17 protein-coding genes are annotated in these 17,806 nt (G+C 72.5%); 9 read left to right on the top strand and 8 right to left on the bottom strand.

Annotated features, from left to right (window positions below; translation table 11 throughout):
* Positions 1–97: 97 nt before the first annotated feature.
* A complete protein-coding gene (locus ACIPYW_RS03750) occupies positions 98–1,366 on the bottom strand; it encodes a PTS transporter subunit EIIC (RefSeq protein ID WP_400410826.1) in 1,269 nt (422 codons plus the stop codon).
* Positions 1,367–1,575: 209 nt separating this feature from the next.
* Between ACIPYW_RS03750 and ACIPYW_RS03755 the strand changes: the two genes are divergently transcribed.
* Both ACIPYW_RS03755 and ACIPYW_RS03760 read left to right on the top strand, forming a co-directional pair.
* Complete coding sequence (locus ACIPYW_RS03755; protein WP_058741885.1) at positions 1,576–1,812, top strand: PTS transporter subunit EIIB; 237 nt, start codon at positions 1,576–1,578, stop codon at positions 1,810–1,812.
* Positions 1,809–2,264 carry a PTS glucose transporter subunit IIA gene (locus ACIPYW_RS03760; protein WP_400410828.1) on the top strand — a complete coding sequence of 152 codons (456 nt, stop codon included), beginning with the start codon at positions 1,809–1,811 and terminating at the stop codon, positions 2,262–2,264. Before ACIPYW_RS03755 ends, ACIPYW_RS03760 begins: the two co-directional genes overlap by 4 nt.
* A gap of 96 nt (positions 2,265–2,360) precedes the next feature.
* Here ACIPYW_RS03760 and ACIPYW_RS03765 read toward each other — a convergent pair whose 3' ends face one another.
* The gene (locus ACIPYW_RS03765) at positions 2,361–3,158 is read right to left on the bottom strand and encodes a GntR family transcriptional regulator (protein WP_290132981.1); all 798 of its coding nucleotides are present in this window, start codon (positions 3,156–3,158) and stop codon (positions 2,361–2,363) included.
* A gap of 56 nt (positions 3,159–3,214) precedes the next feature.
* Between ACIPYW_RS03765 and ACIPYW_RS03770 the strand changes: the two genes are divergently transcribed.
* The 4 genes from ACIPYW_RS03770 to ACIPYW_RS03785 all read left to right on the top strand — a co-directional run bounded on the left by ACIPYW_RS03770 (position 3,215) and on the right by ACIPYW_RS03785 (position 8,449).
* A complete protein-coding gene (locus ACIPYW_RS03770) occupies positions 3,215–3,847 on the top strand; it encodes a response regulator (protein WP_400412506.1) in 633 nt (210 codons plus the stop codon).
* Positions 3,840–5,036, top strand: coding sequence for a histidine kinase (locus ACIPYW_RS03775; protein WP_400410830.1), 1,197 nt, complete (start codon positions 3,840–3,842; stop codon positions 5,034–5,036). The genes ACIPYW_RS03770 and ACIPYW_RS03775 overlap by 8 nt, the downstream gene beginning before the upstream one ends.
* 81 nt (positions 5,037–5,117) lie before the next feature.
* Positions 5,118–7,166, top strand: coding sequence for a bifunctional lysylphosphatidylglycerol flippase/synthetase MprF (locus tag ACIPYW_RS03780; RefSeq protein WP_400410832.1), 2,049 nt, complete (start codon positions 5,118–5,120; stop codon positions 7,164–7,166).
* Positions 7,163–8,449, top strand: coding sequence for an alpha/beta hydrolase (locus ACIPYW_RS03785; RefSeq protein ID WP_400410834.1), 1,287 nt, complete (start codon positions 7,163–7,165; stop codon positions 8,447–8,449). The genes ACIPYW_RS03780 and ACIPYW_RS03785 overlap by 4 nt, the downstream gene beginning before the upstream one ends.
* Before the next feature lie 147 nt (positions 8,450–8,596).
* Here ACIPYW_RS03785 and ACIPYW_RS03790 read toward each other — a convergent pair whose 3' ends face one another.
* From ACIPYW_RS03790 to ACIPYW_RS03810, 5 genes are all read right to left on the bottom strand, one after another.
* A complete protein-coding gene (locus tag ACIPYW_RS03790) occupies positions 8,597–9,172 on the bottom strand; it encodes a GNAT family N-acetyltransferase (RefSeq protein ID WP_400410835.1) in 576 nt (191 codons plus the stop codon).
* Between the two features lie 96 nt (positions 9,173–9,268).
* Positions 9,269–10,843 carry a dihydrolipoamide acetyltransferase family protein gene (locus tag ACIPYW_RS03795; RefSeq protein WP_400410837.1) on the bottom strand — a complete coding sequence of 525 codons (1,575 nt, stop codon included), beginning with the start codon at positions 10,841–10,843 and terminating at the stop codon, positions 9,269–9,271.
* 37 nt (positions 10,844–10,880) lie between these two features.
* Complete coding sequence (locus ACIPYW_RS03800) at positions 10,881–11,840, bottom strand: alpha-ketoacid dehydrogenase subunit beta (protein WP_290134158.1); 960 nt, start codon at positions 11,838–11,840, stop codon at positions 10,881–10,883.
* 89 nt (positions 11,841–11,929) lie between these two features.
* Positions 11,930–13,063, bottom strand: coding sequence for a thiamine pyrophosphate-dependent enzyme (locus ACIPYW_RS03805; RefSeq protein WP_400410840.1), 1,134 nt, complete (start codon positions 13,061–13,063; stop codon positions 11,930–11,932).
* Positions 13,064–13,086: 23 nt separating this feature from the next.
* Positions 13,087–14,166, bottom strand: a complete 1,080-nt coding sequence (locus ACIPYW_RS03810) for a histidinol-phosphate transaminase (RefSeq protein ID WP_400410842.1) — start codon at positions 14,164–14,166, stop codon at positions 13,087–13,089.
* A gap of 50 nt (positions 14,167–14,216) precedes the next feature.
* On the opposite strand from ACIPYW_RS03810, the gene ACIPYW_RS03815 reads away from it, so the two are divergent.
* The 3 genes from ACIPYW_RS03815 (at position 14,217) to purB (ending at position 16,683) form a co-directional block, all read left to right on the top strand.
* Complete coding sequence (locus tag ACIPYW_RS03815; protein WP_400410844.1) at positions 14,217–14,615, top strand: phage holin family protein; 399 nt, start codon at positions 14,217–14,219, stop codon at positions 14,613–14,615.
* A gap of 173 nt (positions 14,616–14,788) precedes the next feature.
* On the top strand, positions 14,789–15,301 hold the full coding sequence (locus tag ACIPYW_RS03820) for a low molecular weight protein-tyrosine-phosphatase (protein WP_290132990.1): 513 nt from the start codon (positions 14,789–14,791) through the stop codon (positions 15,299–15,301).
* Positions 15,298–16,683 (top strand): adenylosuccinate lyase, encoded by a 1,386-nt coding sequence (gene purB / locus ACIPYW_RS03825; RefSeq protein ID WP_400410847.1) that lies wholly within the window; start codon positions 15,298–15,300, stop codon positions 16,681–16,683. The genes ACIPYW_RS03820 and purB overlap by 4 nt, the downstream gene beginning before the upstream one ends.
* Before the next feature lie 179 nt (positions 16,684–16,862).
* Here purB and ACIPYW_RS03830 read toward each other — a convergent pair whose 3' ends face one another.
* Positions 16,863–17,777: a LysR family transcriptional regulator gene (locus ACIPYW_RS03830; protein WP_400410849.1), complete on the bottom strand. Its 915-nt coding sequence runs from the start codon at positions 17,775–17,777 to the stop codon at positions 16,863–16,865.
* Positions 17,778–17,806 lie beyond the last annotated feature (29 nt).

Consider the following 17,806-nt stretch of genomic DNA (forward strand, 5'->3'; position numbering starts at 1 on the left):
ATCAGTCGCGTGAGGAAACTGCCAGGCAACGGACTGGAGGCGCGGTGCCAGCTGGCACCGCGCCTCCGGTCAGATCGTGGTCGCGAAAGCGACCGGGCTACGCCTTGGTGGCCGCGTCGATAGTGTTCTCGGCGATCGTGTCCTCCTCGCGGCCGGGTGTGCGGAGGTTCCACTTCTTGATCACGAACGAGAACAGGAAGTAGTAGACGACCGCGTAGCCGAGGCCGATCGGGATGAGCCAGATCGCACCGTCCGCCTTGCCGAAGTTGAGCACGTAGTCGATCGCACCGGCCGAGAACGAGAACCCGTCGTGGATGCCGAGCGCGTTGACGAGGGCGAGCGAGGTCCCCGTGAGGAACGCGTGGATGACGTAGAGCGGGAACGCCACGAACATGAACGAGTACTCGAGGGGCTCGGTGATGCCGGTCACGAACGAGGTGAGCGCAGCGGAGACCATCAGCGCACCGACCACCTTGCGGTTCTGCGGCTTCGCGTTCCGCCAGATGGCGAGGGCACCGGCCGGCAGGGCGAACATCATGATCGGGAAGAAGCCGGTCTGGAAGATGCCGGCCGTCGGGTCACCCGCGAGGAAGCGGGGGATGTCACCGTGCACGATGGTGCCGGCGGCGTCGGTGAAGCTGCCGAGCTGGAACCACGGGAAGAAGTTGAGCAGCTGGTGCAGCCCGATCGGGATGAGCAGGCGGTTCGCGAAGCCGAAGATGCCGCCGCCGATGACGGCGTTGTCGGCGACGGCCTGACCGGCCGCGGTCAGCGCGATGTCGAAGTAGCGGTAGACGAACGACATGAGGACCGCGATCACGAGGCCCGCTGCCGCCGTGAGGATCGGGACGAGGCGGCGGCCCGAGAAGAAGCCGAGGAAGTCGGGCATCTTCGTCCGGTGGAACCGCTGCCAGAGGCCCGCCGCGACGAGACCCATGACGATGCCGCCGAGGACGCCGAAGTTGATCGTGGCCTGGTCGCCGTTCGCGTCCTTGACGCCCTTCAGGACGATCGGCGACATCACCGCGAACACCTGGTACATGACCATGTAGCCGACGACCGCGGCGAGCGCCGTGGTGCCGTCGGACTTCTTCGCCCACCCGATCGCGATGCCGACCGCGAAGAGCAGCGGCAGCCACGTGAAGATGGCCGCGCCCGCCGCGGAGATCACACCGGCGCCGGTCTCGAAGCCGGGGATCGCGCCGAGGAGGTCCGGCTGGCCGATGCGGTTGAGGATGCCCGCGGCGGGCATGACCGCGATCGGCAGGAGCAGGCTCCGCCCGAGGCGCTGTGCGTTGGCGAAGAGCTTCGACTGCTTCTTCGGGGTCTTCTTCTCCGGCACGTCCGTGGCGGTGGTGGCGCTCATCGGAGTTCCTCTCGTCGTTGGGTGGAGCTGCGGGGGTGGTGTGGAGCTGCTGGGGTGGAGCTTCGGGCGGCTTGAGTCGCGCGGGCGAGCGCAGGTACGCTCGGCGGTGACACCTGGCCGGTACTGTCCGGTCATGACCAGTTCCGTAGTCTGAACCGAGACCGGTTCCGTGTCAACCTGGTGCGAAACCCTCAACGAAGGAGGAAACGATGGCCGACATCAAGGCAGCCGACATCATCGCCGCGCTCGGCGGTGCCGACAACATCGACGAGGTCGAGGGCTGCATCACGCGCCTCCGCGTCGAGGTCGAGGACGGCGACCTCGTGGACAAGGCCGCCCTCCAGGCCGCCGGCGCCCAGGCCGTCGTCGGTGGCGGCACCGGCTGGCAGGTCATCGTCGGCCCGATCGCGGACAACCTCGCGCAGGACATCCAGGACGAGCTGTGACGACGGCGGTCCGCACGCCGTTCGGTGGTCCGGTCGTCGCGCTGTCGGACGTGCCGGACCCGGTGTTCGCCGGGCAGCTCGTCGGGGCCGGGGTCGCCGTCGACCCGACGGGCGTCGAGGGGTCGGTCACCGCGGTGGCTCCGGTCGACGGCACGATCGTGAAGCTGCACCCGCACGCGTTCGCGCTGCAGGGCGCGGCGGGGACGGACGTCCTCGTGCACGTCGGCATCGACACCGTGAAGCTGTCGGGCGAGGGCTTCGAGCTCCTCGCGGCCGAGGGCGACGCGGTCGCCGCGGGTGACCCGGTCGTCCGGTTCACCCCGTCGGTGATCTCCGCCGCCGGCTACTCGCCGATCTGCCCCGTCGTCGTGCTCGGCTCCGCGCCGGACTCGGTGCCGCAGGGCGCCGTCGGCACCACGGTCCGCGAGGGCGACGCGCTCTTCGAGGCGTAGGTCACTCCAGCTCCGACGAGTACGCGAGAGCGACAGTCCGTCGCGCCGTCCGGGCGGCAGACTGTCGCCTTCGCGGGCACGATGCGGCAGCCGCGGCTACGCGACCGCCTGCGGCGCCGTCGCGGTGACCTCCATCTGCACGCGGTAGCGGTCCGACCGGTACCACGAGCGACTGTGCTCGACGGGGCGGTCCCCCGAGTACGACACCCGGTCGAACTCGAGCACGGGAGCGCCCGTCTTCGTGCCGAGCAACGTGGCGACGTCGTCGGCCGCCGGCTTCGCCGCCACGGTCTGCTGCGCCCGGTCGATCGGCGTCCGGTACTCGGTCGCCGCGAGGGAGTAGACGGAACCGGACAGGTCGTGGTCGAGCAACCCGGGGAACGCCGACGCCGAGAGCCAGGCGTCGTCGATCGAGACCGGTGCCCCGTCCGCCATCCGCAGGCGCTTGAGGTGGTACGCGGTCTCGTCCTCGGCGAGCCGGAGCGCGGCGACGGTGTCCGTCGGCGGCACGCGCTCCTCACGGACGAGGACGACCGTGGTCGGGACGTGCCCGAGCGCCCGCATCTCCTCCGTGAAGGACGCGAGGTGCAGCGTCGACTGCACGGGTCGGTGGGCGACGAACGTGCCCTTGCCGCGGACGCGCTCGAGGTAGCCCTCGTTGACGAGCTGGCCGAGGGCCTCGCGCACGGTGATCCGCGAGACGCCGTACTCCTGGATGAGCTGCCGCTCGGACGGGATCGCCGCGCCGGGAGCGAGCCGCGCGGTCGCGAGGTCGAGCAGGATGCGCCGCAGCTGCTGGTGCTTGGGTTCGGCACCCTCGGTGATGCGGGTCGTCATCGCTCGGTCTGCTCCGTTGCTGTCCTGGTGGTACGAGGGGTGGTCATGCGCGGACATGACCAGTTCCCATCACAGTAGCGAGTCCACATCGGAACACCAACGCCCGTGACATGATGACGGCCGTGACCTCGGTGGTGATCGTCGACGACGAGACGCTCGTGCGCTACGGCTTCGAACTCATCCTCGGGGCGGCGCCGGACATCGACGTCGTCGCCACCGCGAACGACGTCGACGCGGTCCGGGTGGTCACCGAGCACCGTCCGGACGTCGTCCTGCTCGACGTGCGGATGCCGCACGTGAACGGTCTCGACGTCCTGCGGGAGGTGCACGCCCTGCGCGAGCCTCCGGCCGTCGCGATGCTCACGACCTTCGACGCCGAGGAGTACATCGGGCGCGCCATGGAGCTCGGCGCTGCCGGGTTCCTGCTCAAGGACACCGACCCCGAGGCCCTCGCCGAGTACGTCCGCGTCCTCGCCCGCGGCGGTGTGGTCCTCGCACCCGGGGTCGACCGCCGCCGGCTCTTCGCGACGAGGAGCCCCGTCGCGGTCCCGCCGCTGAGCGACCGCGAGCGCCAGGTGCTCCGGTGCATCGCCGACGGCGCGAGCAACCCGGACATCGGGCGACGACTCGGGGTGAGCACCGGCACGGTCAAGGAGGACGTCCGCGCACTCCTGGTGGCGTTCGGCGTCCCGACGCGGGTGCAGCTCGCACTGCGCGCGGCCGAGGCGGGACTGCTGGATGGCTGAGCACCGGGACCGGTCGCAGCTGGTGCAGGCCCTCCGCGACACGGACGGGAGGCTCGACCGCCTCGTCGACGTCGGCCTGCGATGGGCGCGCACCCACCGGGCACCCTGGTGGGTGGTCGACGTCCTGTTCGTCGTGGCCGCCGCCGCGGACGCCGTGCTCGACATCTCCGGCGCGACCTCCGTCGAGACCGGGCTGTCGCTCCTCGCCGCCGCGGCCCTGCTCCTGCGCCGCCGGCTGCCGGTCCTCGCGTTCGCGCTCACCATGCCGGGGCTGTTCGTCGGGTCGGCCGTGGTCGCCGCGAGCATCGCCCTCTTCACGCTCGGGGAGCGCACGGACCGACGCTGGCTCATGCTCGTCGCCGCGGCCGTGCAGTTCGTCGGCTTCAGCGGCTTCGTCGGCCCGCCGCAGAGCCTCGACGAGCTCGTCGTCTCGATCCTCTACGCCGTGATCTTCGCCCTCGGGCCGCTGGCGATCGGGCTGCTCGTCCGGACCCGCGCGCGGCTGACCGAGCAGCTCGCCGAGGTCCGGCTCGCCCGCGAGGAGGAACGACGGCAGGCGGCCGAGGTCGCGCTGTCCCGCGAGCGCGCCCTCCTCGCGCGCGAGATGCACGACGTCGTCTCGCACCAGGTGACGCTCATCGCGGTGCAGGCCGGGGCCGTCCAGGTCGCGGGACGGGACGAGGCCGAGCGGGGGTTCGCCCGGACGATCCGGCAGCTCTGCGTCGTGACGCTGCAGGAGCTCCGCGAGATGGTGCAGGTGCTGCGCGCCTCGGGCGGTACCGCGCGGGAGATCGCCCCGCAGCCGGTGCTCGCCGACCTCCCGCGGCTCATCGCCGACAGCGGCCTCGAGACCACCGCGACCGTCGACCTGCCGGAGTCGCTCGGACAGCCCGTGCAGCGCGCGGTGTACCGGTTCGTGCAGGAGGGGCTGACGAACGTCCGGAAGCACGCACCCGACGCCGCCGTGCGGGTGAGCGCCCGGATGCACGACGGCGTGGTCCTCGTCGACCTCGTGAACGGCCCCGCGCGTGCCGAACGGCTCGAACTGCCCGGCTCGGGGCTCGGCCTCATCGGACTCGGCGAACGCGCGTCGCTGCTCGGCGGGTCGCTCGAGGCCGGCCCGCAGCCCGGCGACGGGTACGCGCTGCACCTCCGCATCCCCGCCGACCACACGCCGTCGGTCGGATGAGGTCCGGATGGCCGATCGGCCACCCGAGGATCACGCCCCGGAGCGATGTGCCGGCACCCAGCTCGCCGCTTCGATGAGAGCGTGGCACTCCCTCCCGTCCTCTCCCGGCTCCGCTCGTTCCCGGTGACCGTCGTCGTCGCGGTCGTCGCGACGGCCCTGATCGTCTCGGCGCGGATGATGCACTCCGAGCCGGACTTCCCGCACCACCCGCCGGTGGCGTGCCTCGCCCTCGTCGCCGTGGTCCTCACGACGCTCGTCGCCGAACGCCGGCTCGGCTCGGTCCGGACGGTGCTCGTCGGGGTCGCCGCGCCCCTGCTCGCCGCCGGCATCACGCTCGCCGTCGTGAGCCTCGGATCGGCACTCGGTGAGGCGCACGCGGAGGCCGCGGTCGGGCAGCCCCTCACCGCGCCGTCCACGGTCGCGGTGGCGCTGCTCGGCGCGGCGTCCGCCACGATGCCGACGCAGTCGCGGTGGCGCGTCCGCGCGGTCCTCTGGACCGTCGTGCTCACCCTCGTGCTGTTCGCGGGCCACGGGTCGGACCTGGCGCGTGCCCTGGCGACCCTCCTCGGGACCGCAGCCGGCGTGCTCGTCGCGCCCCGTGCCTCCCGGCCGGTGGAGCGCACCGGACGCGCGGTGCCGCCACCGCGGACGCTCGTCGTCGCGACCCTGAGCGCCCTCGGCGCCGGCACCCTGGTGACCCTGGTCGTCCCGCAGGCCGACGGCGTCCTGTCGCCGTTCGCGGACGCGATGAGCGACCGGTCCGTCGCCGCCGTGGGCATCCTCCTGCTGATCGCGGCCTGGCTCGTCCAGCACGGCCGGCGACTCGGCGTGACGATCGCCGTCGGCGTCCTCGTGACGCTGACCGCTGTACTCGCCGATGCGTTCCTCATCGAGCCGATGCAGGAGGGCGGCGTGCAGTGGCAGGGACTCGGCCTCGACGCGCTCGAGTGGCAGGTGACGCTCCTCGGCGCGTGGCTGGTGCCCGCCACCGTCGTCGTCGTGGTGCTGGGGCTGCACGGCCGCCTCGTCCGCGCACGCTTCCGCGCCGTCGACGGGTCGCAGGCCGCGCTCGTCGAGATGCTCCGCGACGGGGACGCCGGCAGCCTCGGGCACATGGGCACCTGGCACGGCAACGCCACCTGGGTGCACCCGGACGGACTCGGCGCGGTCGCGTACCGCGTGCACGGCGACGTCGCGCTGACCGTCTCGGACCCGGTGTGCGCCGCCGCGGACCGCGCCGAGGTGCTCGGTGCCTTCGCGGCGGCCTGCGAGCGCAACGGCTGGGTGCCCGCGTTCACGAGCGTGCACGAACCCGTGCGGGAGATCCTCGCGGCCGACGGCTGGACGTCCGTGCCGGTCGGGGTCGAGGCCGTGCTCGACGTCACCGCGTTCAGCCTGAGCGGCAAGAAGCGCCAGGACCTCCGGACAGCATCGAACCGCGCGGACCGCGAGGGCGTGCGGGACGAGTGGACGACGTTCGCCGCGCTGTCGCCCGAGCACCGCAGCGAGGTCGAGGCGATCTGCACCCGCTGGGCGGCCGACCGACGGCTGCCGGAGATGGGCTTCACGCTCGGTGGCCTCCGGGAGCTCGACGACCCGGACGTGCGGCTCATGCTCGCGATCGACGCCGAGGACCGCGTGGTCGGGGTCACGAGCTGGCTCCCCGTGCACGAGCGCGGTGCCCTCACCGGGTGGACGCTCGACGTGATGCGCCGCGGCGAGGACGGGATGCCCGGCGTGATGGAGTTCCTCATCGCCCGGACCGCCCTCCGTGCCCGCGACGCCGGCCTCACCACGATCAGCCTGTCCGGTACGCCGCTCGCCGTGCACCCGGGCGCCGGAGTCCTGGTCACCCGGGGTTCCGCCGTGCTCGCCCGTGTCCTCGAGCCGGTGTACGGCTTCCGGTCGCTCCAGCGCTTCAAGGAGAAGTTCGGTGCCCGGCACGAGCCGCTCTGGCTCGTGGTCCCGACGCCGCTGCACGTGCCGCGGGTCGCTCGGGCGCTCGCCACGGCGTACGTGCCGGGGCTGCGGCCGAAGCACCTGTGGGCACTCCGTCAGGCGCACCGGCGGTCGCACGCTCCGGAGCAGCAGCCGGCCACGACGCCGCCCGCTGCCGCCGGTCGCTCGTGACCGTCACCGAGTGGCTCCTCGCCACCCAGCTGCAGGCGCCGTCGAAGCTCGTCCCGATCGACCTCGCCTTCGTCGTCGTCGCCCTGCTCGTCCTGCTCCCCGCGGTCCGGCGACGGGCGGCGGCCTGGCACTCCCGCGCCGCGTGGCGTGGTGTCGGGCTGCGGGCGGGGATCGCGGCTGCCGCGGCGGTGGTCGTGCTGCTCGCCTGCTGGGTGACGAGCGACGTGCTGAACCTGTTCGGCGTGGCGCTCAGCCCGGTGACGCGGATGTGGTGCGCGCTCGCCGCAGCGGCCCTCGCGCTCGCGGTCACGGCCCTGGTGCAGGGCGGGCGCTGGCGTCGGGCCGTCGCGGTCGTCCTCGTGCCCGCCGCACTCCTCGTGCCGGCGCTCGGGGTGAACGTCGAGTTCGCCAAGTACCCGACGCTCGGCACGGTCGTCCAGAGCGACCCGTACCCGGCGTTCGACCCGGACGCGGCCCCCGCCGCCTCGATGCCGACCGTCGGCGAGGTCCGCACGGTGACGATCCCCGGACGCCGGTCACACTTCGACGCCCGGCCCGCGATCGTGTACCTCCCGCCGGCCGCCCTCGTCCGTGACCCCCGCCCGCTGCCCGTCGTCCTCGCCTTCGCCGGTCAACCCGGTGCGCCGAGCGACATGTTCACCGCCGGGCAGATGGGGACCGTGCTCGATGCCTACGCCCGGGCCCACCACGGCCGTGCGCCGATCGTGCTCTCCGTCGACCAGCTCTCCGCACCCGGTCGGAACACGATGTGCGTCGACTCCCGACTCGGGGACGTGGACACCTACGTCACCCGGGACGTCCCGGCGTGGGCGGAGTCACACCTGCCCGTGACGCCGGACCGGTCGCACTGGGGGCTCGTCGGCTTCTCGCAGGGGGCGACCTGTGCGGTGCAGTTCCTCACCGGGCACCCGTCCGACTTCGCGGCGGCGCTGGCGATCTCGAGCGAGCTCCAGCCGATCGACCAGTCGCCGCAGCACAGCGCGGACCAGGCGTTCGGCGGGTCCGTCGCACGGTGGAGGGCCGCTGCACCCCGGGCGCTGATGGCCGATCACGCGCCCTACCGCGGTCACGACCTCTGGCTCACGGCGGGGTCGAGCGACCGCGAGTTCACCGAGAACGCTCGGCTGCTCGGTGCCGCGTCGGCGCGCGCCGGCATCCGGACGCGGTTCATGCCCGCGCCGAAGAGCGGGCACGACTGGAACACCGTGCAGTGGTCCTTGCGCTCGCAGCTGCCGCAGCTCTGCGACGCGCTCGCCGACTGACCGTCGACCTGGCGTGCCCGAGCGGGAGCGGCAGCGGCGTCGGACCACGGAACCGACGTCGAACCGACCGCCGCCCCTGGTTCGACGTCGTACCCGTGGTTCGACGGCTCAGCCTGGCGCCGCGACGAGACGTGGCGGACGCCCCGCTCAGGCGTGCGCGACGAGCCAGTCGTGCTGCTCGCTGCTGAGGGCCCGGTCCGACCACACCTGGCGCTCGACCCCGGCGGGCGTCGGCGACGAGGTCGTGCCCTGCCACACCAGGGAGAGCCCGGAGCGCCGGAGCACGACGGCCGACCCGGCGTTGTTCGTGAGCACGCGTCCGGTGACGGGGACGTCGGCCGCGGTGTCGTGTGCCGCCCGGATTGCGGCGGCAGCGGCCTCGGTCGCGTAGCCGTCGCCCCAGGACTCCGGGACGAACCGGTAGCCGAGGTTCCACACGTGACCGGCGGTCATGTCCACGCCGGCGACCCCGAGGAAGGTGCCGTCGTGCACCGAGCGGACAGCCCAGGAACCGAGTCCGTGCCGGATGCGTCCACCGATCTTGGCCTGGACGAGCTCGACCGTCTGCGCCCGGGAGCGGTGCCGACCCGCGGGCAGGTGCTGCCACGTGCGCGCGTCCGAGAAGAGCGCGTGCACGTCGTCGACGTCACCGGGCGTCAGCGGTGACAGGAGCAGTCGATCCGTTCGGATCTCCTGCGGGGGGACCAGGAGCTGGTGGACCATGCTCCGATCCTCACCCGCACCACCGACATCCGCGTGAACACCACGCGACATCCGCGCGACTCGGCTCGCCACGTGCGGCATCCCGCACGCAGATCCTCAGTCGAGCAGGAGTGCCGGCTCCTCGAGCACCGAGGCCACGTCGTGCACGAACCGCGACGCCACGTCGCCGTCGACGACCCGGTGGTCGAACGAGGCACCGATCGTGGTCACCATGCGCGACCGGACCTCGCCGTCGACGACCCACGGCTTCGGCTTGATCGTGCCCATGGCGACGATGGCGACCTCGCCCGGGTTGAGGATCGGCGTGCCCGTGTCCATGCCGAAGACACCGATGTTCGTGATCGAGACGGTGCCGTTCGCCATCTGCGCCGGGCTCGTCTTGCCGTCGCGGGCGGTGAGGGTGAGTTCCTCCAACGCCTGCGCCAGCTCGAGCAGCGACATGTCCTGCGCGTCCTTGATGTTCGGCACGATGAGCCCGCGCGGGGTCGCCGCGGCGATGCCGAGGTTCACGAAGTGGTGGACGATGATCTCGCGGTCGGTCCAGGTCGAGTTCACCGAGCGGTTGCGACGGACCGCCCAGATGACGGCCTTCGCGACGATGAGCAGCGGCGAGACCTTGACCCCCGCGAACGTCGGCGAGGCCTTGAGGCGCTTGACGAACTCCATCGTGTGCGTCGCGTCCACGTCCACGAACAGCGACACGTGCGGCGCGGTGAACGCCGAGGTGGTCATCGCGGTCGCGATGGCCTTGCGGACGCCCTTCACCGGGATGGTCTCGCTGCGGACCTCGCCCCACTCGGGCGTCTCGATGTTGCGGAACACGCTGGCCTGCTTCGCGTGCCGGATGACGTCGTCGCGGGTGATCTCACCCGAGAGCCCCGTGGCGACGATCTCGCTCAGTTCGACCCCGAGGTCACGGGCGAGCTTCCGGATCGGCGGCTTCGCGAGGACGTTGGTCGCGACGCTCTGCTTCCGCGGGCGGGTGCCCTGGCTCGCGACGGCGTCCGCGGTCGAGTCCTCACCCGGGTCCGCAGCGGCTGCGGCGAGCGCCGCGGCGTCCGCACTGGAGGCACGGCTCGCCTCCGCAGCGAGGGCCGCGGCCCGGCGGGCACCCGGCTTCCGGCGGGACGGTGCGGAGGTCGCCGAGCCGTAGCCGACGAGGACCGCGCCGGAGGTCTCGTCGGTCCCGACGACGCCCGCGCCGTCGGCGACCGACGTCGGTGCCGCGGCCGCGGGCACGGCCGGAGCGACCGGCGTGACGGCTGCCGCCGGAGCGGCGGCGGGTGCCGCGGACGCAGCGACGGGCGCGGACGCAGCGGGAGCCGGTGCTGCAGGGGCGGACGCGACCGACGGGGTGGGCGCGACCACGGGCGAGGCCGGGGCTGCGTCGGCGACGGGAGCCGCGCCTCCCGGCTGGCCACCGGCGAGCGCGTCCGAGTCGACCCGGATGATCGGTCGGCCGACCTCGACCGTGTCGCCCTCGGCGACGAGCAGGCCGGTGACGGTGCCGGAGAACGGCGACGGGAGCTCCACGAGCGACTTCGCCGTCTCGATCTCCACGAGGACCTGGTCGACGGCGATCTCGTCCCCGATGGCGACACGCCACTGGACGATCTCGGCCTCGGTCAGGCCTTCGCCCACGTCGGGCAGGGGGAATTCGGCGGCGGCCACTACGGCTCCTTCGACGTCGTTCGGGGTCGGACGGGGGTCAGTACGCGAGGGCGCGGTCGACGGCCTCGAGGACGCGGTCGGCGTCCGGGAGGTGCAGGTGCTCGAGCTTCGACACCGGGAACGGCACGTCGAAGCCGGAGACCCGGAGCGGCGGGGCCTGCAGCGTGTAGAACGCCCGCTCGGCGACCGTCGCCGCGATCTCGCTGCCGACGCTGACGAAGCCGGAGGCCTCTTGCGCGACGACGAGTCGGCCGGTCTTCGCGACCGAGGCGAGCAGCGGCTCCCAGTCGATCGGGGAGATCGACCGGAGGTCCACGACCTCGCAGCTCGTGCCCTCGGACTCGGCGATCTCCGCGGCCTGCATGAGCGTCGCGACCATGGCGCCGTGGCCGACGAGGGTGACCTCGGTGCCGGTGCGGGCGACACGCGTGGTGTGCATCGGCACGTGGCCGTCGACGAGGTCGACCTGCCCCTTCGGCCAGTACCGGGACTTCGGCTCGAGGAAGACGACCGGGTCCTTCGACGCCACTGCCTCTTGGATCATCCAGTAGGCGTCGTTCGGGGTGCTCGGGCTCACGACCCGCAAGCCCGCGGTGTGGGCGAAGTACGCCTCCGGGGACTCCTGGTGGTGCTCCACGGCACCGATGTGGCCGCCGTAGGGGATGCGGATGACGACCGGGAGCGACATGTGCGCCGGCAGCCGGTTCTGCATCTTCGCCAGCTGCGAGGTGATCTGGTCGAAGCCGGGCCACACGAAGCCGTCGAACTGGATCTCGACCACGGGCCGGTAGCCGCGCAGGGCGAGACCGATCGCGGTGCCGATGATCCCGGACTCGGCGAGCGGGGTGTCGCGCACGCGCTCGGGTCCGAAGCGGTCCTGCAGGCCCTCGGTGATGCGGAAGACACCGCCGAGCTGGCCGATGTCCTCGCCCATGAGCAGGACCTTGTCGTCGGCCTGCATCGCGGCGGCGAGCCCGGCGTTGAGCGCCTTGGCCATCGTCAGGGTCGGGGTGGGGTCGCTCGGGACCTCGCCGGCGCCGGGGTGGGCGCGGAGCGTGTAGTCGAAGAGCTGCTCGGTGGTGCTCATCAGTGGGCGCTCCCCTCGAAGCCGGCTTCGTACTGTTCGAGCCAGGCCTTCTGCTCGGTGACGAGCGGGTGCGGCTCGCGGTAGACGTGGTCGAACATGACGTGGACGGGCGGCGCGGTGAGCTCGACCGTCCGGCGGCGGACGTCGGCAGCGAGGTCCTCGCCCTCGGCGTCGAACGCCGCGAACTGCTCGTCGGTCGCGCCCTTCGAGCGGAGGTACGCCTCGGAGCGGACGATCGGGTCGCGGCGCACCCAGTCCTCGAGCTCGCCGTCGGCGCGGTACCGGCTCGGGTCGTCCGAGCTGGTGTGGGCGCCGATGCGGTAGGTGTCGGCCTCGATGAAGGCCGGACCCTGCCCGCTCCGGGCGTGCTCGGTCGCGACGACGGACGCCGTGTAGGACGCGAGGATGTCGTTGCCGTCGATGAGGACGCTCGGGATGCCGAAGCCCCGCGGGCGGTCGACGAGCGGGGTCGGCGACTGCACCGTGACCGGGACCGAGATCGCCCAGTGGTTGTTCTGCAGGAAGAACACGACCGGGGCCTTCGTCGACGAGGCGAAGACGAACGCCTCGTTCACGTCGCCCTGGCTGGTCGCGCCGTCACCGAAGTACACGATGGAGCATGCGTCGACGTCGGGGTCGCCCGTGCCGACCACGCCGTCGAGCTTCTGGCCGAGGGCGTAGCCGGTGGCGTGGAGCGTCTGCGAGCCGATCACGAGCGTCGAGATGTGCGTGTTGCCGCGCTCGTCCGGGTCCCAGCCGCCGTGGGTCTGGCCGCGGTACATCGCGATGATCTCCATCGGCTCGACACCACGCTCGGTGGTGACGGCGTGCTCGCGGTACGACGGGAAGACGTGGTCCTGGGCGCGGAGCGCGAACACGGAGCCGGTCTGCGCGGCTTCCTGCCCGTGGCTCGGTACCCAGAGGCCGAGCTGCCCGGTGCGCTGGAGGTTGTGACCGGCGTGGTCGAACCGACGGGTGAGGACCATGCGGCGGTGCATCGCCAGCAGGGTCTCGTCCGGGATCGCCCGCGCTGCGGCGGCGAACTCGGCGTTCTCGTCGGTCTCCACGAACCGACCCTCGGGGTCGAGGAGCCGGACGGTGGTCGTCGCGGGGGCCGCGGCGCGGAATGACATGCGGGCCAGCGTAGCGGCAGCGCTCAACGTGCCGATGTGAGGTCCCCCACAAGCGACCGCGCCGTTTCGAGGAGCGTTCCCACAGCCTCGTGCTCGCCGATCGAGATGCGGATCCCCTCGGGCGGGAAGGCCCGGACGATGATGCCCGCGGCCTCGAACGCCTCGGCCGCGGCGGCGGTCCCGGCACCGGTCGGCAGCCACACGAAGTTGCCCTGGGCGTCCGGTACCGGCCAGCCCTGCTCCCGGAGCGCCGCGACGATGCGGTCCCGGCTGGCCGCGAGTTCGGCGACGCGCTCGAGCAGTTCGTCCTCGCGCTCGAGGCTCGCGAGCGCCGCGGCCTGGCCCTGTGCCGTCACCGACAGCGGGATCGCACACGCACGGACGGCGTCGAGCACGTACTGCGGCCCGATCGCGTACCCGACCCGGAGGCCGGCGAGTCCGTACGCCTTCGAGAACGTGCGCAGGACGACGAGGTTCGGGAACCGGCCGACGAGCGCGCCGCCGCGGACCGCCGACGGGTCGGTGACGAACTCGGCGTAGGCCTCGTCGAGGACGACCAGCACGGTCGAGGGCACCGAGGCCATGAAGCGCTCGAACTCGTCCGCGGTGACGATGGGCCCCGTGGGGTTGTTCGGCGTGCAGACGATGACCATGCGCGTGCGCTCCGTCACGGCGGCCGCCATCGCGTCGAGGTCGTGCCCGCCGTCCGCCCGGTTCGGCACCTGCACGCTCGTCGCCCCCGCCACCGTGACGACTCCGGGGTACGCCTCGAAGGACCGCCACGCGTACACGACCTCGTCGCCGGGGCCGCTCGTGGCCTTCGCGAGCTCGTGCAGGATCGCGACGCTCCCCGGTGCGACGTGGACCTCGTCGGCGGTGACGTCGAAGCGGCGCGCGAGCTCGGCGCGGACGGCGAGGGCGGTGGCGTCGGGGTAGCGGTTGAACGCCGTCTGCGCCTGGACCGCCTGCACGACACCGGGGAGCGGCGGGAAGGGGTTCTCGTTGCTGGAGAGCTTGAAGGCGTCGGCCGCGGCCTGTCGACCCTGCTTGTAGGCGGGGAGCACCGCGATGTCGGGGCGGATGTGGACGCGCTCGTCGCTCATCACAGCAGGTTAGCGGCACCCTCGCGGCTGCACGACGGCATCATGGGCGCATGCGATTCCTCGTCCGCCTCGTCGTCAACGCCCTCGCGCTCTGGCTCACCACCCTCCTCGTGAGCGGCGTCTCCGTGACCGCGTTCGGGGACGGCGGCACGACCGCGACCGTCCTCACCTACCTGCTCGTCGCGTTCGTGTTCGGTCTCGTGAACGCCGTGATCGGCACGATCATCCGGGTCGTCGCGTTCCCGCTCTACATCCTGACCCTCGGGCTCATCTCGCTCGTCGTGAACGCGGTGCTCCTGCTCATCGTCGCCGGCATCTCGACCGCCATCGGCTTCGGCCTGCAGGTCGAGTCGTTCGGCTGGGGCATCGTCGGCGCCTTCGTGCTGGCCGTGTTCGCCTGGCTGATCGGCCTCTTCGTCCGGCCGGTGCTGAGCCGCCAGCGGGCGTGAGCGCGCCGGCGCCCGTGCCGCCGGGGTACCGGACCGCACCGCGCCGGCGCGTGAGCGCGCACGCGCCGGAACCGACCGACCGCCCGGCCGCACCCGCCCCGGTGACCCGCACCGTGCCTCCCGGCCGGATCACGGGTGTCGCCGACGTCACCGCACTGCGCCATGATGTCCCCATGACACAGGACGCCGACGCCCCGTTCCGCGTCTCGTTCGTCTGCAGCGGCAACATCTGCCGCTCCCCCATGGCCGGCATCGTCTTCGCCCAGCTCGCCGCCGACGCCGGGCTGAGCGACCGCTTCGTCGTCGAGTCCGCCGGCACCGGCGACTGGCACGTCGGCGAGCCCGCGGACGAGCGCACGATCGCGGCCCTCGCCGCGCGCGGATACGATGGCAGCAGGCATCGCGCCCGCCAGTTCGACCCGGACCGGTTCCCGGACCTCGACCTGGTGGTCGCACTCGACCGCTCCCACGAACGCGTCCTGCGCTCGTGGGCACCGACCATGGACGACGCCGCGAAGGTGACGCTCCTCCTGCGGTACGACGACGCCTGGCCCCAGCAGACCGACGTACCGGACCCGTACTACGCGGACCGGCACGAGTTCGACCGAGTGCTCTCGACCGTCGAGCGGGCCTGCCGGGCGCTCTTCCGACAGCTCGAGCCGGCAGTCCGTCAGGGAGCCCCATGACCCCCCTTCCCCCGCAGCCGATCAGCCCGCTCGACGGGCGGTACTACCCGATCGTGCACACGGTGGGCGAGCACCTCTCCGAGGCCGGCCTCAACCGCGCACGCATCGTCGTCGAGGTCGAGTGGTTGGTCTTCCTGACCGACCACGCGATGTTCACCACGTCGCCGCTCAGCGTCGACGACAAGGCCGCGCTCCGCCGCGTCGCGGAGACGTTCGGGCAGGAGCAGATCGCGGAGCTCGGCGAGATCGAGGCCACGACCCGGCACGACGTCAAGGCGGTCGAGTACTTCGTCCGTCGTCGTCTCTCGGAGCTCGGGCTCGACGCGATCGCCGAGCTGACGCACTTCGCGTGCACGAGCGAGGACGTCAACAACCTGTCGTACGCCCTCACCGTCCGCGACACCGTCGACCAGGTCTGGCTCCCGGCGTTCAAGGCCGTCATCGCGGCGCTCCGCACGATGGCCGAGGACCTCAAGGCCGTGCCGATGCTGTCGCACACGCACGGCCAGCCGGCCACCCCGACCACGCTCGGCAAGGAGCTCGCGGTGGTCGTGTACCGCCTCGAGCGCGTCCTCGGCCAGGTCGAGGCGACCGAGTACCTCGGCAAGTTCAGCGGCGCGACCGGCACGTTCTCGGCGCACCTCGCCGCGGACCCCGAGGCCGACTGGCCGACGCTGTCGCGCGAGTTCGTCGAGGGCCTCGGCCTGACGTGGAACCCGCTGACGACGCAGATCGAGTCGCACGACTGGCAGGCGGAGCTGTACGACCGCGTCCGGCACGCGAACCGCATCCTGCACAACCTCGCGACCGACGTGTGGACCTACATCTCGATGGGGTACTTCACGCAGATCCCGGTCGCCGGTGCGACGGGTTCGTCGACGATGCCGCACAAGATCAACCCGATCCGGTTCGAGAACGCCGAGGCGAACCTCGAGATCTCGTCCGCGCTGTTCTCCACGCTGTCCGAGACGCTGGTCACGAGCCGGCTGCAGCGCGACCTGACGGACTCGACCACGCAGCGGAACATCGGCGTCGCGTTCGGGCACTCGCTGCTCGCGCTCGACAACCTGCGCCGCGGGCTGTCCGAGATCGCCGTGAACGAGTCGCGGCTCGCGGAGGACCTCGACGGCAACTGGGAGGTGCTCGGCGAGGCGATCCAGACGGTCATCCGCGCCGAGGTCACGGCCGGGCAGTCGAACATCGAGGACCCCTACGCGATGCTCAAGGAGCTCACCCGCGGCAAGCGCATCGGGCAGGCGGACCTCGTCGCGTTCGTGAACGGCCTCGACATCTCGGACGGCGCGAAGGCCCGGCTGACGAACCTCACGCCCGCCACCTACACCGGGCTGGCGGACGAGCTGGTCGACCACCTGGACGTGTGACCTCCGAGTCCGACGGCCGTCTCCGCGATCTGCGGAGGCGGCCGTCGGCGTCCGGGGCGGTCGTGCGCTGACCCGCCGACCTGGGCCCACGCCGCCGGTTCCTGACCGACGCGCCAGCGGTGGGCAGGCCGTGCCGGTGGGGCGAGGCACGGGTCGGCCCCGCCGCGGCCGTCACCCCCTCAGGTGGTGACGTCCCGTGCTTCGGCGACCAGTGCCTCCAGGACGGTGCGCACGCCGGGACGGACCGCACGGTCCGGACGGACGAGCGCATCGATGCGCCGTCCCGCTCGGACGTCCGCGAGCTCCGCCAGGTGGAACCGTCCGGCAGCGCGCGTGCCCGACGTGTACCGCGGCACGAGCGCGATGCCGTGTCCGGCGGCCACGAGGTTCTCGATCACCGGCAGGTGGATGGTCCGGAACGCGACGCTCGGCGGGGTGTCCGTCGCCGCGGCGAGCGCGGTGAGCACGCGATCGATCGGGTAGTCCTCCGGGACACCGATCCAGGTCTCCCCCACGACGTCGTCGATCCCGACCCGTCGACGTCCGGCGAGCGGGTGGTCGGGCGGGAACGCGACGTCGAGCGGTTCCCGGAGGAGCGGAACGGTCTCGAGGCCGGACCGACCCGCCGGTGGCGCCCCGTCCGGCCGGTGCCCGACGACGACGTCGTGGTCGGCGGCGAGCGGGCCGAACTCGTCCTCGCTGACGTCCACGTCGACCAGGACGAGCGCGATGCCGGGGTGCTCGCGCATCCGGGTGAGGAGGCCCGGCAGCAGGAGCTCCGCGGCCGACGGGAAGATCGCGAGGTCCACCCGGCCGACGGCTCCGCCGACGTGGTCGCGCCAGGCTGCGTCGACCTCGGCGACCGCGGTGGCGATGCCGGCGGCGAGTCCGGCGAGCACCCGCCCGTCCTCGGTGAGGCGGACACCGCGGCCGCTGCGCTCGACGAGCGGTGTCCCGACCTGCCGCTGCAGGGTGCGGAGCTGCTGCGAGACAGCGCTCGGCGTGCGGTGGGTGGCCTCGGCGACGGCGGTGACGCTGCCGCGCTCGGCGAGCTCCCGGAGGACGGCGAGGAGCTGCACGTCGAAGTCGACCATGCAGGGAAACTACAACCTCGGTGTCGAAC

The sequence above is a fragment of the Curtobacterium sp. NPDC089689 genome (genome assembly GCF_044749145.1).
GTDB lineage: Bacteria > Actinomycetota > Actinomycetes > Actinomycetales > Microbacteriaceae > Curtobacterium.

Excerpts from the sequence above, each read along its gene's own strand:
- ACIPYW_RS03750 (WP_400410826.1), bottom strand. The coding sequence starts at position 1,366 with ATGAGCGCCACCACCGCCACGGACGTGCCGGAGAAGAAGACCCCGAAG.
- ACIPYW_RS03755 (WP_058741885.1), top strand. The coding sequence starts at position 1,576 with ATGGCCGACATCAAGGCAGCCGACATCATCGCCGCGCTCGGCGGTGCC.
- ACIPYW_RS03765 (WP_290132981.1), bottom strand. The coding sequence starts at position 3,158 with ATGTCCGCGCATGACCACCCCTCGTACCACCAGGACAGCAACGGAGCA.
- ACIPYW_RS03770 (WP_400412506.1), top strand. The coding sequence starts at position 3,215 with ATGACGGCCGTGACCTCGGTGGTGATCGTCGACGACGAGACGCTCGTG.
- ACIPYW_RS03775 (WP_400410830.1), top strand. The coding sequence starts at position 3,840 with ATGGCTGAGCACCGGGACCGGTCGCAGCTGGTGCAGGCCCTCCGCGAC.
- ACIPYW_RS03790 (WP_400410835.1), bottom strand. The coding sequence starts at position 9,172 with ATGGTCCACCAGCTCCTGGTCCCCCCGCAGGAGATCCGAACGGATCGA.
- ACIPYW_RS03800 (WP_290134158.1), bottom strand. The coding sequence starts at position 11,840 with ATGGCCAAGGCGCTCAACGCCGGGCTCGCCGCCGCGATGCAGGCCGAC.
- ACIPYW_RS03805 (WP_400410840.1), bottom strand. The coding sequence starts at position 13,063 with ATGTCATTCCGCGCCGCGGCCCCCGCGACGACCACCGTCCGGCTCCTC.
- ACIPYW_RS03810 (WP_400410842.1), bottom strand. The coding sequence starts at position 14,166 with ATGAGCGACGAGCGCGTCCACATCCGCCCCGACATCGCGGTGCTCCCC.
- ACIPYW_RS03815 (WP_400410844.1), top strand. The coding sequence starts at position 14,217 with ATGCGATTCCTCGTCCGCCTCGTCGTCAACGCCCTCGCGCTCTGGCTC.
- ACIPYW_RS03820 (WP_290132990.1), top strand. The coding sequence starts at position 14,789 with ATGACACAGGACGCCGACGCCCCGTTCCGCGTCTCGTTCGTCTGCAGC.
- purB (WP_400410847.1), top strand. The coding sequence starts at position 15,298 with ATGACCCCCCTTCCCCCGCAGCCGATCAGCCCGCTCGACGGGCGGTAC.
- ACIPYW_RS03830 (WP_400410849.1), bottom strand. The coding sequence starts at position 17,777 with ATGGTCGACTTCGACGTGCAGCTCCTCGCCGTCCTCCGGGAGCTCGCC.